Raw genomic sequence first — 16,407 nt, forward strand, 5'->3', positions numbered from 1 at the left:
TGCTACTCTTTTTCCTGCACTGGCTGATACAGGCGCCGGTAATATTTCAGCCGTTGCAGGTACATCTGCGCATTTTCTGCAGGCACTTCGCTCGGAACGTCGTCACGCTCAGGCATTTTATTCAGATACTCTTTAAACGCCTGACTTGAGGCCATAAAATCCACAGCTTTATCAATCAGAAGCGGAACATTCTCACCTATTTTCGCCATGTTACATCCTCCATACGTTCCCGCTGTGCTTCAACGCAACGGTCAATTTTAGTGTAGGATCGTCCGCGTCATGACATTAAGGAAAACGTGCTTAATCCATTGGCGGCAAATTATCTCTTACATGATCCTGTTATCGTCTAAAATTCTTAATTAATCAGTCCATTAGAAAAATAGTTAGCAAATGAATACTCGCGGCATTTGATTATTCTTATCCCATTAGTTGTGAATAAACCCGCTCTGCGCGCATACTATAGGCTATTCACCTTATTTCTATCAGAAGCCATCCCATGAAAGAAGTCGAAAAAAACGAAATCAAACGTCTGAGCGATCGCCTTGACGCCATCCGCCACCAGCAAGCCGATCTGTCACTGGTTGACGCTGCCGATAAATACGCTGAGCTGGAAAAAGAGAAAGCCACGCTGGAAGCGGAAATCGCCCGCCTGCGTGATGTTCATAGTCAGAAACTGAGCAAAGAAGCGCAGAAACTGATGGACCTGCCGTACCGCCGTGCGATCACCAAAAAAGAGCAGGCCGATATGGGCAAGCTGAAGAAAAGCGTGCGGGGTCTGGTGGTGGTTCACCCGATGACCGCTTTAGGTCGCGAAATGGGCCTGAAAGAGATGACCGGCTTCGCAAAGACCGAGTTCTGATTTTCTACCGGGCAGCGCGTCCGCTGTCCGGTCCCTCCAATTGGCCCTACCAATCCCCAGTTGTTACGACCACTGGTTCACAATTCATTAATTTGAACCTACACTACAGTTGCCAATAAATAACATTTGATTAACCATTCGTTGTCATTATCCCTACACAACAATATTGGCAGGACCACTTTTACACATAATGTGACGACGAGATGAGCACAGACTCATTGCATTGTGCGTGTGGCCCTCAGGAGACCTGCAATGAATCTCTGGCAACAAAACTACGATCCGGCTGGTAACATCTGGCTTTCCAGTCTGGTCGCATCGCTCCCGATTCTGTTCTTCTTTTTCGCACTGATTAAGCTCAAGCTGAAAGGCTATGTTGCCGCCTCGTGGACGGTAGTTATTGCGCTGGCCGTAGCGTTGCTGTTCTACAAAATGCCGGTCGATCGCGCGCTGGCCTCGGTGGTGTACGGTTTCTTCTACGGTCTGTGGCCCATTGCCTGGATCATCATTGCCGCCGTGTTTGTCTACAAAATCTCGGTGAAAACCGGGCAGTTCGACATCATCCGCTCATCGATATTGTCGATCTCCCCTGACCAACGTTTGCAGATGCTGATTGTCGGGTTCTGCTTTGGCGCATTCCTCGAAGGGGCGGCAGGATTTGGTGCGCCGGTCGCCATCACCGCCGCACTGCTGGTGGGCCTTGGGTTTAACCCGTTGTATGCCGCCGGACTGTGCCTGATTGTCAATACCGCACCCGTGGCGTTTGGCGCAATGGGGATCCCGATTCTGGTCGCCGGTCAGGTTACCGGGCTGGACAGCTTTGAAATCGGCCAGATGGTCGGTCGTCAGTTACCGTTCCTGACGATTATCGTGCTGTTCTGGATCATGGCGATTATGGACGGCTGGCGCGGCGTGAAAGAGACGTGGCCTGCCGTCATGGTGGCGGGCGGTTCGTTTGCTATCGCCCAGTACCTCAGTTCAAACTTTATCGGTCCGGAACTGCCGGACATCATCTCCTCGCTGGTATCGCTGGTCTGTCTGACCTTGTTCCTGAAACGCTGGCAGCCGGTTCGCATCTTCCGCTTTGGCGACATGGGCGCATCGCAGGTCGATCAGACGCTGGCACGTACGAACTATACCGCCGGACAGGTCGTTCGCGCCTGGTCGCCGTTCCTGTTCCTGACGGCCACCGTGACCCTCTGGAGTGTTCCGCCGTTTAAAGCCCTGTTCGCCCCCGGTGGCGCGCTGTACGACTGGGTGATTAACATACCGGTCCCGTTCCTCGACAAACTGATTGCCCGCATGCCGCCGGTGGTCCACGAAGCCACCGCCTACGCGGCCGTGTATAAATTTGACTGGTTCTCCGCGACCGGCACCGCAATCCTGTTCGCTGCGCTGCTGTCCATCGTCTGGCTGAAGATGAAGCCTTCCACCGCCATTCAGACATTCGGCAGCACGCTGAAGGAACTGGCGCTGCCCATCTACTCCATCGGGATGGTGCTGGCCTTTGCGTTTATCTCCAACTATTCCGGGCTTTCCTCGACGCTGGCGTTAGCGCTGGCGCACACGGGCAGCGCCTTTACCTTCTTCTCGCCGTTCCTCGGCTGGCTGGGGGTGTTCCTGACCGGTTCAGATACCTCTTCTAACGCGCTGTTTGCCGCCCTGCAGGCCACCGCCGCACAGCAAATCGGCGTGTCCGATGTACTGATGGTGGCGGCAAATACCACCGGTGGCGTCACCGGCAAGATGATTTCGCCGCAGTCTATCGCCATCGCCTGTGCGGCGGTCGGACTGGTCGGCAAAGAGTCGGATCTGTTCCGTTTTACCGTCAAACACAGCCTGATTTTCACCTGCATGGTGGGCGTGATCACCACGCTTCAGGCTTACGTCTTAACCTGGATGATTCCATGATAGTGATGCCCAGACGCCTGTCGGACGAGATTGCCTCTCGTGTGCGGGCGCTGATTGAAGAACAACAGTTGGAAGCGGGCATGAAACTGCCCGCCGAGCGCCAGCTGGCGATACAGCTTGGCGTCTCGCGCAACTCGCTGCGCGAAGCGCTGGCGAAGCTCGTCAGTGAAGGCGTGCTGCTCAGCCGTCGCGGCGGCGGCACGTTTGTCCGCTGGCAGCATGAAGAGTGGTCTGAACAAAACATCGTTCAGCCGCTGAAAACCCTGATGGCCGACGACCCGGATTACAGTTTCGATATCCTCGAGGCCCGGCACGCCATCGAAGCCAGCACGGCCTGGCATGCGGCGATGCGCGCTACCGCCGCCGACAAAGAGAAAATCAAACTCTGCTTTGACGCCACGCTCAGCGAAGACCCGGATCTTGCCTCACAGGCCGACGTCCGTTTTCATCTGGCTATCGCCGAAGCCTCGCACAACGTGGTGCTGTTACAGACGATGCGCGGGTTCTTCGACGTGCTGCATTCATCGGTGAAGCAGAGCCGACAGCGCATGTATCTTGTTCCGCCCGTCTTTTCCCGGCTGACGGAGCAACATCAGGCCGTATTAGATGCCATTCTCGCGGGCGACGCCGACGGCGCGCGTAAGGCGATGATGGCACACCTCAGTTTCGTCCATACCACCATTAAACAATTCGATGAAGACCAGGCCCGCCAGGCGCGAATTACCCGCCTGCCCGGTGACCACAATGAAAATTCCAGGGAGAACAAAGCATGATTATTTCAGCCGCCAGCGATTATCGCGCCGCAGCCCAGCGCATTCTGCCCCCGTTCCTGTTCCACTACATCGATGGCGGAGCGTATGCGGAACATACTCTGCGTCGTAATGTGGAAGACTTATCGGACGTGGCGCTACGCCAGCGCGTGCTGAAGAACATGTCTGATTTAAGCCTGGAAACCACGCTGTTTAACGAAAAACTGTCGATGCCGGTGGCGCTGGCACCGGTCGGCTTGTGCGGCATGTATGCCCGTCGCGGCGAAGTGCAGGCCGCTGCGGCAGCCGATGCGAAAGGGATCCCGTTTACCCTTTCCACCGTCTCCGTGTGCCCGATTGAAGAAGTCGCGCCGACCATTAACCGTCCGATGTGGTTCCAGTTGTATGTTCTGCGTGACCGTGGGTTCATGCGTAACGCGCTGGAACGCGCAAAAGCGGCGGGCTGCTCAACGCTGGTCTTCACGGTCGATATGCCAACACCGGGCGCACGCTATCGTGATGCCCACTCCGGAATGAGCGGCCCGAACGCCGCACTGCGCCGCTACTGGCAGGCGGTTACCCATCCGCAGTGGGCCTGGGACGTCGGCCTGAACGGTCGTCCGCACGATCTCGGCAATATCTCCACTTACCTCGGCAAACCGACCGGGCTGGAAGATTACATCGGCTGGCTGGCAAACAACTTTGATCCGTCCATTTCATGGAAGGACCTTGAGTGGATCCGGGAATTCTGGGACGGGCCGATGGTGATCAAAGGGATCCTCGATCCGGAAGACGCCCGCGACGCGGTTCGTTTTGGTGCCGATGGGATTGTGGTCTCTAACCACGGAGGTCGTCAGTTGGACGGCGTACTCTCTTCTGCGCGCGCCCTGCCCGCCATTGCCGACGCGGTGAAAGGTGACATCGCCATTCTGGCGGACAGCGGCATCCGCAACGGGCTTGACGTGGTGCGCATGATTGCGCTGGGCGCTGATACCGTATTGTTGGGCCGTGCATATCTGTACGCGCTGGCGACAGCGGGTCAGGCCGGTGTGGCCAATCTGCTGAATCTGATCGAGAAAGAGATGAAGGTTGCTATGACGCTGACCGGCGCGAAATCCATTAACGAAATCAGCCGTGATTCTCTGGTGCAGGAGCTGGGCAAGAGTCTACCCGCCGCGCTGGCTCCGCTTTCCCGTGGCGATGCCGCCTGATCCTGACCTCGCATAACCTCTGCCGCTAAAGGGTCGGTCTGTTTTTCAGCCCGATCCTTTTTTATGCAAAATTAACGATTAGTTAACAGTTATGACCAATATATTTGACAAGTTTTTATTCCGCTGTCAAATGTATAGACAAGCTAATACAAGAACAACACAACATCGACAATCATAACGGGCGAGGGCGACATGGTTTATACCGGAAAAGTGAATATCCAGCAGGCGATAGATGACAGTCCTTTTTCGCGCTTTCACTGGGTCATTATTGTCCTGGGTTTCCTCATTCTGGCCATTGACGGCTTCGATACGGCGGCGATGGGCTATATTGCCCCCACGCTCTCAGCCGACTGGGGCATCAGAAAACAGGATCTTGGGCCGGTATTAAGTGCTGCACTGTTGGGGCTCTCATTTGGCGCACTGCTGGCCGGGCCGATTTCGGATCGTATGGGTCGTAAGCGCGTACTGGTCTTTTCCTGCCTGTTCTTTGGTCTCGCCAGTCTGGGAACGGCGTATGCCCAGACGCTGAATATGTTAACGTTCTGGCGGTTTCTCACCGGGCTCGGGCTGGGTGCAGCAATGCCTAACGCCATCACTCTGGTTTCAGAATTTGCGCCTAAGCGCTGCCGCTCAATGGCCATTAACACCATGTACTGTGGCTTTCCTCTTGGCGCAGCAGGAGGTGGCGTGATCTCCTCCTGGCTCATTCCTAACTATGGCTGGCACAGCGTACTGCTTGCCGGTGCGATCGCACCGCTGGTGCTCACCGTGCTGTTGGTACTGTTTCTGCCAGAATCGGTGAAGTATCTCGTTCACCGTGGTAAAGAGGTTTCACACGTCAAACGTATTGCCCAACGTTTTATGTCGGGGAATCTGGAGCAGGTTACCCAGTTTTATCTGGATGAAGAGCGCGTCGCGACCCAAAAAGGGAGCGTGGCGCAACTCTTCAGCATGCCGTGGTTACCGGGCACGCTGATGCTCTGGATGACCTACTTTATGGGGCTGGTTATCTATTATGTGCTGCTCAGCTGGATGCCAACATTGATGCTGGGAATGGGTTATCCACTGGCGGAATCCGCCTGGTTGACGTCGCTGTTCACGTTCGGCGGTACGGTGGGGATCCTGCTGGCCGGGTGGCTGATGGATCGTTGGGAAGCACACAAAGTGGTCTCTCTCGGTTTTGTCCTGACGATGCTGTTTGCCCTCGCGCTTGGGTTTGAAAACAACCACATCGTCCTGTTCGGGGCATTAATCTTCCTGATGGGAATTACCATGAACGGCGCGCAATCTGGACTCCAGACGCTGGCCGCCACGTTTTATCCTACCCACTGCCGCGCGACGGGCATTGCCTGGATGCAGGGCGTGGGCCGCTTTGGCGGTGTTGCCGGGACCATGATGAGCGCCCAGTTGCTATCCCTGCAATGGCAGGCTGACAGCATACTGATGTTCCTCAGTCTTCCGGCGCTGGTCGCTGCTGCCGCGACGATTTATAAGCTGCAACGCTATAAACCGCACCGTCTGACCGTCGCATAGTACCTGCCCTTTCTGCTATTCTGCCCCCCGTTATTAAGGGGGCAGTATGCTTAACATCGTTTTATTTGAACCAGAAATCCCGCCGAACACGGGCAATATTATTCGCCTTTGCGCCAATACCGGTTTTCGTCTGCATATCATTGAGCCGATGGGCTTTACCTGGGACGACAAGCGCCTGCGCCGCGCCGGTCTGGATTATCACGAGTTCGCTGCCGTCCAGCGCCACCACGATTATGACGCCTTTGTCGGCGCAGAAAATCCGCAGCGCCTGTTTGCCCTCACCACGAAAGGAACGCCGGCGCACAGCGCGGTGAGCTATCAGGATGGCGATTACCTGATGTTTGGTCCGGAAACGCACGGCCTGCCAGCCAGCATTCTCGATGCTTTGCCCGCTGAACAAAAAATCCGTATTCCGATGATGCCGGACAGTCGCAGTATGAACCTGTCAAATGCGGTGTCGGTGGTGGTGTATGAGGCGTGGCGCCAGTTGGGATATCCTGGCGCCGTATTGCGCACACTTTGAATTGTCGGATGGCGGCTGTCGCCTTATCCGACCTACGGTTTTATAGGCCCGGTAAGCACAGCGCCACCGGGCATGAGGTCAGATACCGTCGCCGTATTCGAAAGTATGGTGGATCCCGTTGAAGTGCTGATCCATATCCATTGACGGCTTATCGCTGTCTGGCTTGCCGACGATGCGCGCCGGAACGCCAGCGGCGGTGGTGTGCGGCGGAACGGGCTGTAACACCACAGAACCAGCACCAATTTTCGCCCCACGCCCGACTTCGATATTGCCGAGGATCTTCGCCCCCGCGCCAATCATCACACCTTCACGAATTTTAGGATGGCGATCGCCGCTGGTTTTACCAGTACCGCCGAGGGTGACCGATTGCAGGATCGACACGTCATCTTCGATCACCGCCGTCTCACCGACCACGATGCCGGTGGCATGGTCGAGCATGATCCCACGGCCAATTTTCGCCGCCGGGTGAATATCCACCTGGAACGTCACGGAGACCTGGTTTTGCAGGAAGATTGCCAGTGCGCGACGGCCTTCATTCCATAACCAGTGACCAATGCGGTAGGCCTGCAAGGCATGAAAACCTTTCAGGTACAAAAGCGGGGTGGAGTATTTATCGACCGCCGGGTCACGCGTGCGCACTGCCTGAATATCACAGGCTGCCGAGGCGATCATTTCCGGGTCTGCCGCGTACGCTTCTTCGACCACTTCACGAATTGCAATAGCGGGCATAATGGGCGATGCCAGTTTGTTCGCCAGCATGTAGCTCAGCGCACTGCCCAGATTCTCATGCTTGAGTAGCGTTGCGTGGTAAAAACTGGCCAGCATAGGCTCACAGTCTGCCAGAGCGCGGGCTTCGGCTTTTATATTTTTCCAGACGATATCCAGTTCTTCACACGGCATTGCGGGCTCCAGGTAATGAGGCTAACGACCGGCCCGTTCTTCGCGGGCCGGGTCGTTTTTAAAAACGGATCCTTGAGACTAGTGGCTGCTACGCTCATCCTTGCGTGCACGACCTAATAACGTCAATGCTGCCTCGCGCGCGTTTTTTCCGCAATATAATACTTGATAAATTTCCTCGGTTATTGGCATTTCGACACCAAAACGGTGCGCCAACTCGCGAACTTCTTTCGTATTGCGGTAGCCTTCAACCACCTGTCCAATCTTGTCCTGCGCGCCTTGTACATCCATGCCCTGACCGAGCATCATGCCAAAACGACGGTTTCGCGACTGGTTGTCGGTACAGGTCAGCACCAGATCGCCTAATCCGGCCATCCCCATAAAGGTTGCCGGATCGGCACCCAGCGCCGTGCCCAGACGTGACATTTCCGCCAAACCGCGAGTAATCAGTGCGGTACGAGCATTAGCACCAAAACCAATGCCATCAGACATTCCCGCGCCAATCGCAATCACGTTCTTCACCGCGCCACCCAACTGGACGCCGATGAAATCCGGGTTGCTGTAAACACGGAAGCTCTTGCCACAGTGCAGCAGTTGCTGCAAATCGTCAGCAAAGGTGTCGTCAGTAGAGGCCAGAGAGATAGCCGTCGGCATTCCTGCCGCCAGTTCTTTTGCGAACGTCGGGCCGGAAATTACCGCCAGCGGGATTTGATCGCCCAGCGCTTCACGGGCAACGTCCTGCAACAGGCGTCCCGTTTCCGCTTCCAGCCCTTTGGTCGCCCATACCAGACGCGCGTCAGGACGCAGCAGTGGTTTAATCTGGCGTAGCACGTCGCCAAAGACATGGCTTGGCACTACCACCAGAATATCGCGACTGGCCGCCAGCGCAGTGGCTAAGTCACTTTCTAGGCGCAGCGTATCGGGAAAAGGCACATCCGGGAGGAACGCGACATTGCAGCGATCGTGCTCAAGGGTCGCGATATGTTTAGGATCGTGGCCCCACAGGACAACCTGGTGGCCATTTCTTGCCAGAGTGATGGCAAGAGCGGTGCCGTACGAGCCGGCACCGATCACAGTCATTGAAGCATTACTTTGGTTCATCAGGCATCCTGATGTTCTTCAGTACCTTCGCCAGACTGCTGCTGTAAATAGTTCATGAACAGCGCATCAAAGTTAACCGGCGCAAGGTTCAGTTGCGGGAATGTACCACGTGAAACCAGGCTGGTGATGCATTCGCGGGCATACGGGAACAGGATGTTCGGGCAGTATGCGCCCAGGCAATGCGCCATCTGGGTGCCTTCGATTCCGCTGATAGAGAAGATACCGCCTTGCTGAACTTCGCACAGGAACGCCGTTTCTTCACCCAGGGAAGCCGTTACGGTAACACGCAGCACCACTTCGTATACGTCGTCTGCCAGTTGGGTAGATGCCGTATCCAGATCAAGTTTAACCTCTGGCTGCCAATCTTTCTGGAAAACATGCGGCGCATTTGGCGCTTCAAAAGAGACATCTTTGGTGTAAATACGCTGGATCTGGAAAGCCATTTCGGTGTTGTTTTGTTCTGACATGTGTAGAAAACCCTTTAGTGTTGTCCTTAAATACCGCTTGATGCCAATAACATGGCCCAGCGTTAGCTCAGCAGGGGATCAAGTCCACCACGCGCATCCAACGCATACAAGTCGTCACAGCCACCAATGTGCTGTGCATCAATAAAAATCTGCGGAACCGTCGTACGACCACTGCGCTTGATCATCTCTTCACGCTTTACGGCATCGCCGTCGATCGGAAGTTCCTGGAAGCTCACACCCTTGCTGCTCAACAACGCTTTCGCACGATGGCAAAACGGGCAGGTTGCTTTGGTGTAGATCTCGATGTTGGCCATACTTATCTCCAATTTTATTTTACCCTGGGGATTTCATATTGCAGGCAGCCCTGCCCCGTGAAAGACGACGGGTAAATTACTTACCGCGAACCAGCGGCAGGTTCTCGCCACTCCAGCCCGCAACGCCTTCTTTCAGCACAGACACTTTCTCAAAGCCCGCTTTGAGCAGCGCGTTTGCCGCTTCCTGGCACTGCATGCCGGAACCATCGACCACGATAACCGGTTTGTCTTTGTGCTTTTCCAGCTCGCCCACGTTGTTCGCTTTGATTTCGCTTGGCAGCAGGTTAATTGAACCCGCGATATGGCCTTTGCGGAAATCATCACGCTGACGTAAATCCACGATAACGGCGTCTTCTTTGTTGATAAGACGCGTGGCTTCACCGCGAGTGATAACCTTTACTTTCGACGTCAGGCCTTTAAACGTGGTGAACAAAACCGCCACCAGTAACGCAATCCAGGCGATACTCAGTATGGGATGGCGACTAACAAATTGCATAATTTCTTGCATGGGGGGTAACAACTCCCGACTCAGTGATTAAAAAAACCAGGACAGGAGTATACCTGCGCGTTGGCGCAAATACAGCCAGCGCGTGCAATGGATTGCATTTTTGCGGGGCACTACGGAAAAAAAAGCGCAAATCCATGCCATCCAGGAACTGCCCTGCCCCATTCTTTGATCTTCTGAGGCTATTTTATCGATTCAGCTGTAGTAAAATTACGCAATTATTTTGTCTCTTGAGTGTGAGGTTTCGCAATGTCGGTTTCTAAAAAACCCATGGTACTGGTGATTCTGGATGGCTATGGCTACCGTGAAGAGAGCCAGGACAACGCCATTTTTAATGCCAAAACCCCGGTAATGGACGCGCTGTGGGCAAAACGCCCGCATACCCTGATCGATGCTTCCGGCCTGGAAGTCGGCCTGCCCGATCGTCAGATGGGTAACTCCGAAGTTGGTCACGTGAACCTGGGCGCGGGCCGCATCGTGTATCAGGACCTGACCCGTCTGGACGTTGAAATTAAAGAACGTACTTTCTTTGCTAATCCAACGCTGACCGCGGCTGTTGACCAGGCGAAAAATGCCGGTAAAGCCGTGCACATTATGGGCCTGCTCTCTGCTGGCGGCGTCCACAGCCACGAAGATCACATCATGGCGATGGTTGAACTGGCAGCAGAACGTGGCGCAGAAAAAATCTATCTGCACGCTTTCCTCGACGGTCGCGATACGCCGCCGCGCAGCGCAGAGTCCTCCCTGAGAAAATTTGAAGAGAAATTTGCCGAGCTGGGCAAAGGTCGCGTTGCCTCCATCGTGGGTCGTTACTACGCCATGGACCGTGACAACCGTTGGGATCGCGTGGAAAAAGCGTATGACCTGATGACGCTGGCACAAGGTGAATTCCAGGCCAATACCGCCGTTGAAGGTTTGCAGGCTGCCTACGCCCGCGATGAAAACGATGAGTTCGTGAAAGCGACCGTGATCCGCGCGGAAGGTCAGGCTGACGCCGCCATGGAAGACGGTGATACCCTGATTTTCATGAACTTCCGTGCTGACCGCGCGCGTGAAATCACCCGTGCCTTTGTTAACGCTGACTTCGACGGCTTCGCACGTAAGAAAGTGGTTAACCTGAATTTCGTCATGCTGACCGAATACGCAGCCGACATCAAAACGGCCGTTGCTTATCCACCGGCTTCGCTGGCAAACACGTTTGGCGAGTGGATGGCGAAGAACGATAAAACGCAGTTGCGTATCTCCGAAACCGAAAAATACGCCCACGTTACCTTCTTCTTCAACGGCGGCGTCGAGGAACCGTTCACCGGTGAAGACCGCATCCTGATCAACTCACCGAAAGTGGCGACTTACGATCTGCAGCCGGAAATGAGCTCTGCAGAGTTAACCGAAAAACTGGTTGCGGCTATCGAGAGCGGAAAATACGACACCATTATCTGTAACTACCCGAACGGCGACATGGTCGGTCACACGGGTGTGATGGAAGCGGCGGTTAAAGCGGTTGAAGCGCTGGATCACTGTGTTGAGCAGGTGACGAAAGCGGTTGAGTCCGTTGGCGGTCAACTGCTGATCACCGCTGACCACGGCAACGCCGAGCAGATGCGCGATCCGGCAACCGGTCAGGCGCACACCGCGCACACTAACCTGCCGGTACCGCTGATTTATGTCGGCAACAAAAATGTGAAAGCGGTGGAAGGCGGCAAACTTTCCGATATCGCCCCAACCATGTTGACACTGATGGGCATGGAAATCCCGCAAGAGATGACTGGTAAGCCGCTGTTCATCGTGGAATAATCCGTCCCCATGAGGGGAAAGACGATAAATAGCAAAAATGGGGCCATGAAACCAAGACGGTTTTCAGTCAGGCCCCTGATTTACGCCAGCGTGGTGAGCGCTGGCGTATTGTTGTGCGCCTTTTCCGCCCACGCGGATGACCGCGATCAGCTTAAATCCATTCAGGCGGATATCGCCGCCAAAGAACGTGCGGTACGTCAACAACAGCAGCAGCGTTCAGGCCTGCTTGCGCAACTGAAGGCGCAGGAAGAGGCCATCTCTGCCGCCGCACGCCAGTTACGTGAAACGCAAAACACCCTCGCGCAACTGAACAAGCAAATCGATGAAATGAATGCGTCTATCGCGAAGCTGGAACGGCAGAAAGCCAATCAGGAGCGCAGCCTTGCCGCGCAACTGGACGCGGCGTTTCGCCAGGGTGAACACACCGGCATTCAGCTTATCCTCAGCGGTGAAGAGAGTCAGCGCGGCCAACGTTTGCAGGCCTACTTCGGTTATCTGAACCAGGCGCGCCAGGAGACGATCAACGAGCTGAAGCAGACTCGCGAAGCGGTCGCCGCCCAGCGTGCTGAACTGGAAGAGAAGCAGAGTCAGCAACAGACCCTACTGTATGAACAGCGCGCCCAGCAGGCGAAGCTTGAGCAGGCGCGTAACGAACGTAAGAAAACCCTTGCCGGGCTGGAGTCCTCTATTCAGCAGGGTCAGCAACAGCTCAGTGAACTGCGCGCCAACGAATCCCGTTTGCGCAATAGCATTGCCCGAGCCGAGGCGGCCGCCAAAGCACGCGCCGAACGCGAAGCACGCGAGGCGGAAGCGGTACGTAATCGCCAGAAAGAGGCTACCCGCAAAGGCACCACTTACAAGCCCACTGACAGTGAGAAATCGCTGATGTCGCGTACCGGCGGACTGGGTTCGCCACGCGGTCAGGCATTCTGGCCGGTTCGTGGTCCCACGCTGCATCGCTATGGCGAACAGCTACAAGGTGAGCTACGTTGGAAAGGGATGGTTATCGGTGCGTCTGAAGGCACCGAAGTGAAAGCCATTGCCGATGGTCGTGTCATTCTGGCGGACTGGCTGCAGGGGTATGGGTTGGTTGTCGTCGTTGAACACGGCAAGGGCGATATGAGTCTTTATGGCTACAACCAGAGCGCGCTGGTCAGCGTCGGTACGCAGGTTCGCGCCGGTCAGCCAATTGCGCTGGTGGGTAGCAGCGGTGGTCAGGGCCGACCGTCGCTCTATTTCGAAATTCGTCGCCAGGGTCAGGCCGTCAATCCACAACCGTGGTTGGGAAGATAAGTTTTGCCTCAATTTCGCCGTACCGTTCTTTCATTCGCCAGCCTGCTGGCATTCGCATCCCCTGTTTTTGCTGGCAAACTCGCCATCGTCATTGACGATTTTGGCTATCGTCCGCATTACGAAAATCAGGTTCTGGCGATGCCGGCCCCGATCTCCGTTGCCGTTTTGCCGAATGCGCCTCATGCGCGCGAAATGGCGACCAAAGCGCACAACAGCGGTCATGAAGTGCTGATCCATCTGCCGATGGCGCCGCTGAGTAAACAGCCGCTGGAGAAGGACACGCTGCGCCCGGAGATGAGCAGCGACGAAATTGAACGAATCATCCACGAGGCGGTTGGTAAAGTGCCTTACGCGGTGGGGCTCAACAACCACATGGGCAGCGCAATGACCTCCAGCCTGTTTGGTATGCAGAAAGTGATGCAGGCGCTGGAACGCTACGATCTCTATTTTCTCGACAGCATGACCATCGGCAACAGTCAGGCGATGCGTGCCGCATCCGGGACCGGCGTGAAGGTGATTAAGCGGAAAGTGTTTCTCGATGACACGCAAAACGAAGGAGACATTCGCCGCCAGTTTACCCGCGCGATTGATCTGGCTCGCCGCAATGGTTCTGCCATCGCAATAGGCCATCCTCATCCGTCGACGGTGCGTGTGTTACAGCAAATGGTGTATAACCTGCCAGCCGACATCACCCTTGTGCGCCCGAGCAGCCTGCTCAATGAGCCGCAGGTGGATACCTCCACGCCGAATCTGACACCGCCGAAAACCAATGATGCCCCGCGAAATCCGTTCCGTGGCGTGAAGTTGTGTAAACCGAAGAAACCGTTAGAACCGGTCTACACCAGTCGATTCTTCAGCGTGTTAAGCGAAAGCATCAGCCAGAGTACGCTGGTGAACTGGTTCCAGAATCAGTGGCAGGGTTGGGGAAAATCGCCCCGCGACAACACCGCTAACCCAGGTTAAGCGCTTTACGCGCGGTACGATGGTGCGAACGCGTTTTGTCGCGCCATTGGTACAATCGTACTGACCACAGTAACGTCTGATACGCGACTTTAGCGCTACGTACGTTCATCACCATACGTTTATACATCCCCGAGGTAAAAATCTCGGCAATCATTCGCTGACGCGTCAACGTATCCGGCTCTTTGCGCACAGAATGACAAACACGCAATGCTTCATACGTTATTTGTTGATGAAATTCAGGATAGATCGTAATCCGGTCAGCATAATTCCGGTTCAGTTTCTCTAATAAGCGGGTAATCTTAATGTAATGCCGCTGATAGTTCAGATTTTTATTACCCTGACGTTTCAGTCGGCTGACAGAATTATTATGCAGAAAATATTTATACAAAGATTCTTCGGTATAACGGGCACGCAGCGCGTTAAACATAAACTCCGTGGTCCACACAATATCCTGATGATGTAATCCGGGAATAAAGCGGATGTTATTCTTTTCAATCACATCCCGACGGTAAACGCCCATCCACACCACGTGAGTCCAGCGGCGGGAAGAGAGCGCCATACGCAACCAGTCCGGACCGGTTAATACGCCGGTTGAGCGAATACGGTCGGTTGGAATGGATTGCCAGGTCACGCCGGTATCCCGCTCGCTCCAGTCGGCGTTGCACTGCGCAACATCCAGATCGTCTTCCAGCGCCATCGTCATCAGCGTTTCGTACATGTGCGGATAGACGAGGTCATCCGCATCGACAAACGCGATATACTTGCCGGTGGCAACGTCCATCCCCCGGTTGCGGGCAACCGAAGCCCCGGCGTTCGCCTGGTGCAGCAGTCGTACATGGGGATAGTTTTCGGCGTAATACTTTGCTATATCAACAGAATTATCCGTTGACCCATCATTAACAATAATAATTTCCAGGGCAGTCCACGTTTGCGCGATGAGAGATTCCATGCAGGCTTTAAAATCATTACCCGCATTATATAACGGGATAATAACACTGAGTCTGTTTGTACTGTTCATCATAATAAATTACCGAATACCTTTGAAGTTACCTGCCTTTTTACAGCCTTTGTATTAAGAAACGATTAAGGCTGAAAATAATATTTGTAAAGGCTCCAGGAGACTTCAGCGTAGAGTCATCAGGTAAACAGCAATATAAGACTACGGCATGATTACGAATTATTTATGACAATGACAATTCTTTACAGCTTTCCAGATATTCCTCAGGAAATAAGGCCGGACATTCCGGCCTTTTCTGATTAATTCCAACTGAGAATGACTTTCCCGGACTGGCCTGAGCGCATTGCATCAAAGCCTTTCTGGAACTCATCAATCGAGAAGCGATGGGTGATAATGGGTGACAGATCCAGGCCAGACTGTATCAGCGCAGCCATTTTGTACCAGGTTTCGAACATCTCGCGACCGTAAATGCCTTTAATGAACAGCCCTTTAAAGATCACTTTCGTCCAGTCGATAGACATGTCTGAGGGAGGAATGCCCAGCATGGCAATCCGGCCACCGTGGTTCATGGTGTCCAGCATCGCGCGGAAGGCTGGCGGCGCACCGGACATCTCCAGGCCGACGTCAAACCCTTCGGTCATGCCCAGTTCTTCCATCACCTCGCTCAGGCTCTCTTTTGACACGTTAACCGCACGGGTGATACCCATCTTACGCGCCAGTTCAAGACGGTACTCGTTAACGTCGGTGATCACCACGTTGCGTGCGCCCACATGCTTCGCAACCGCAGCCGCCATGATGCCAATCGGACCGGCACCCGACACCAGCACGTCTTCGCCGACCAGATCGAACGACAGCGCCGTGTGCACCGCATTGCCAAACGGGTCAAAGATGGAGGCCAGATCATCCGAGATATTGTCCGGAATTTTGAACGCGTTGAATGCCGGGATCACCAGATACTCTGCGAAACAGCCCGGACGGTTCACGCCCACGCCCGTGGTATTACGACACAGGTGGGTACGTCCGCCACGACAGTTACGGCAGTGTCCGCAGGTGATGTGACCTTCGCCAGATACGCGGTCGCCGATCTTAAAGCCTTTCACTTCCTGACCGATACCGACCACTTCGCCAACGTACTCATGGCCGACAACCATAGGAACCGGGATGGTTTTTTGCGACCACTCATCCCAGTTATAGATGTGAACGTCAGTGCCGCAGATGGCTGTTTTACGGATTTTAATCAGCAGATCGTTGTGGCCAACTTCCGGTTCCGGAACGTCGGTCATCCAGATACCCTCTTCCGCTTTCAGTTTGGATAACGCTTTCATCTCACAT

General features: G+C 54.7%; 17 protein-coding genes. 9 read left to right on the forward strand and 8 right to left on the reverse strand.

What is annotated here, in order from left to right; genetic code table 11:
• Positions 1–2: 2 nt before the first annotated feature.
• Positions 3–209: a hypothetical protein gene (locus OGY35_RS08070; protein WP_152400585.1), complete on the reverse strand. Its 207-nt coding sequence runs from the start codon at positions 207–209 to the stop codon at positions 3–5.
• 287 nt (positions 210–496) lie between these two features.
• On the opposite strand from OGY35_RS08070, the gene OGY35_RS08075 reads away from it, so the two are divergent.
• From OGY35_RS08075 to trmL, 6 genes are all read left to right on the forward strand, one after another.
• Complete coding sequence (locus tag OGY35_RS08075; protein WP_152400587.1) at positions 497–859, forward strand: YibL family ribosome-associated protein; 363 nt, start codon at positions 497–499, stop codon at positions 857–859.
• A gap of 252 nt (positions 860–1,111) precedes the next feature.
• Positions 1,112–2,767, forward strand: coding sequence for an L-lactate permease (gene lldP / locus OGY35_RS08080; RefSeq protein ID WP_178826934.1), 1,656 nt, complete (start codon positions 1,112–1,114; stop codon positions 2,765–2,767).
• Complete coding sequence (lldR, locus tag OGY35_RS08085; RefSeq protein WP_152400591.1) at positions 2,764–3,540, forward strand: transcriptional regulator LldR; 777 nt, start codon at positions 2,764–2,766, stop codon at positions 3,538–3,540. The genes lldP and lldR overlap by 4 nt, the downstream gene beginning before the upstream one ends.
• Positions 3,537–4,727, forward strand: a complete 1,191-nt coding sequence (gene lldD, locus OGY35_RS08090) for an FMN-dependent L-lactate dehydrogenase LldD (RefSeq protein WP_286631957.1) — start codon at positions 3,537–3,539, stop codon at positions 4,725–4,727. The genes lldR and lldD overlap by 4 nt, the downstream gene beginning before the upstream one ends.
• A gap of 192 nt (positions 4,728–4,919) precedes the next feature.
• Positions 4,920–6,260 carry an MFS transporter gene (locus tag OGY35_RS08095; protein ID WP_178824876.1) on the forward strand — a complete coding sequence of 447 codons (1,341 nt, stop codon included), beginning with the start codon at positions 4,920–4,922 and terminating at the stop codon, positions 6,258–6,260.
• Between the two features lie 46 nt (positions 6,261–6,306).
• Positions 6,307–6,783, forward strand: coding sequence for a tRNA (uridine(34)/cytosine(34)/5-carboxymethylaminomethyluridine(34)-2'-O)-methyltransferase TrmL (gene trmL / locus OGY35_RS08100; protein ID WP_286631958.1), 477 nt, complete (start codon positions 6,307–6,309; stop codon positions 6,781–6,783).
• Positions 6,784–6,861: 78 nt separating this feature from the next.
• Here trmL and cysE read toward each other — a convergent pair whose 3' ends face one another.
• From cysE to OGY35_RS08125, 5 genes are all read right to left on the reverse strand, one after another.
• Complete coding sequence (gene cysE, locus OGY35_RS08105) at positions 6,862–7,683, reverse strand: serine O-acetyltransferase (protein ID WP_152400600.1); 822 nt, start codon at positions 7,681–7,683, stop codon at positions 6,862–6,864.
• A 78-nt stretch (positions 7,684–7,761) separates the two neighbouring features.
• A complete protein-coding gene (gene gpsA, locus OGY35_RS08110) occupies positions 7,762–8,781 on the reverse strand; it encodes an NAD(P)H-dependent glycerol-3-phosphate dehydrogenase (protein ID WP_286631959.1) in 1,020 nt (339 codons plus the stop codon).
• Positions 8,781–9,248 carry a protein-export chaperone SecB gene (secB, locus tag OGY35_RS08115; RefSeq protein WP_042323288.1) on the reverse strand — a complete coding sequence of 156 codons (468 nt, stop codon included), beginning with the start codon at positions 9,246–9,248 and terminating at the stop codon, positions 8,781–8,783. The genes gpsA and secB overlap by 1 nt, the downstream gene beginning before the upstream one ends.
• A 62-nt stretch (positions 9,249–9,310) precedes the next feature.
• Entirely contained in the window at positions 9,311–9,562 is a 252-nt protein-coding gene (gene grxC / locus OGY35_RS08120; protein ID WP_152400605.1) for a glutaredoxin 3, read from the reverse strand.
• 76 nt (positions 9,563–9,638) lie between these two features.
• The gene (locus OGY35_RS08125) at positions 9,639–10,070 is read right to left on the reverse strand and encodes a rhodanese-like domain-containing protein (protein ID WP_046492084.1); all 432 of its coding nucleotides are present in this window, start codon (positions 10,068–10,070) and stop codon (positions 9,639–9,641) included.
• 246 nt (positions 10,071–10,316) lie between these two features.
• Between OGY35_RS08125 and gpmM the strand changes: the two genes are divergently transcribed.
• The 3 genes from gpmM to OGY35_RS08140 are packed head-to-tail and all read left to right on the forward strand — an operon-like array spanning position 10,317 to position 14,117.
• Positions 10,317–11,861, forward strand: a complete 1,545-nt coding sequence (gpmM, locus tag OGY35_RS08130) for a 2,3-bisphosphoglycerate-independent phosphoglycerate mutase (protein ID WP_286631962.1) — start codon at positions 10,317–10,319, stop codon at positions 11,859–11,861.
• 9 nt (positions 11,862–11,870) lie between these two features.
• A complete protein-coding gene (envC, locus tag OGY35_RS08135; protein WP_178827657.1) occupies positions 11,871–13,154 on the forward strand; it encodes a murein hydrolase activator EnvC in 1,284 nt (427 codons plus the stop codon).
• A gap of 3 nt (positions 13,155–13,157) precedes the next feature.
• Positions 13,158–14,117, forward strand: coding sequence for a divergent polysaccharide deacetylase family protein (locus OGY35_RS08140; protein WP_286631963.1), 960 nt, complete (start codon positions 13,158–13,160; stop codon positions 14,115–14,117).
• Here the strand turns inward: OGY35_RS08140 and OGY35_RS08145 are convergent.
• Together OGY35_RS08145 and tdh are read right to left on the reverse strand one after the other, a co-directional pair.
• Positions 14,104–15,138, reverse strand: coding sequence for a glycosyltransferase (locus OGY35_RS08145; RefSeq protein WP_286631964.1), 1,035 nt, complete (start codon positions 15,136–15,138; stop codon positions 14,104–14,106). The two genes, OGY35_RS08140 and OGY35_RS08145, sit on opposite strands and share 14 nt — an antisense overlap.
• A gap of 236 nt (positions 15,139–15,374) precedes the next feature.
• Complete coding sequence (tdh, locus tag OGY35_RS08150; RefSeq protein ID WP_042323301.1) at positions 15,375–16,400, reverse strand: L-threonine 3-dehydrogenase; 1,026 nt, start codon at positions 16,398–16,400, stop codon at positions 15,375–15,377.
• Between the last annotated feature and the right edge of the window lie 7 nt (positions 16,401–16,407).

Origin of the sequence: Citrobacter sp. Ct235 (genome assembly GCF_030332305.1) — a bacterium.
In the GTDB taxonomy this organism is placed as follows: domain Bacteria; phylum Pseudomonadota; class Gammaproteobacteria; order Enterobacterales; family Enterobacteriaceae; genus Citrobacter_A; species Citrobacter_A telavivensis.